Annotated in this window: 1 protein-coding gene; it reads left to right on the top strand. The window is 51.5% G+C overall.

Going from position 1 to position 268, the window contains the following annotated elements; translation table 11 throughout:
• Positions 1-268 (top strand): IS66 family transposase zinc-finger binding domain-containing protein (locus K1I43_RS15525; protein WP_220382710.1); only part of this gene is annotated, 268 nt, incomplete at both ends.

Raw genomic sequence — 268 nt, 5'->3', positions numbered from 1 at the left:
CTGGCAAAAAGCCTGGTGGGCAAGAGGGACATGAGGGGACGACGCTCCGTCAAGTGGAACATCCACATCATCGTGTCGTCCATCGCGTACATACGTGTCAAGGATGTGGGGCTTCTTTGCGTGACGTAAAACCGTTCAAATTCGATGTCCGTCAAGTGTTTGATCTGCCTCCCGTGTCGATTGAAGTGACACAACATGAGCGTGAAGTGAAATCATGTCCGCATTGTCGATGCGTGCAACAAGCGGAGTTTCCACCACATGTCACGAA

Source organism: Anoxybacillus sp. ST70, from assembly GCF_019553625.1.
Lineage (GTDB): Bacteria > Bacillota > Bacilli > Bacillales > Anoxybacillaceae > Anoxybacillus > Anoxybacillus gonensis.
The sequence above is the reverse complement of the archived record's forward strand: the minus strand, read 5'-3'. Positions and strand labels throughout refer to the sequence as shown.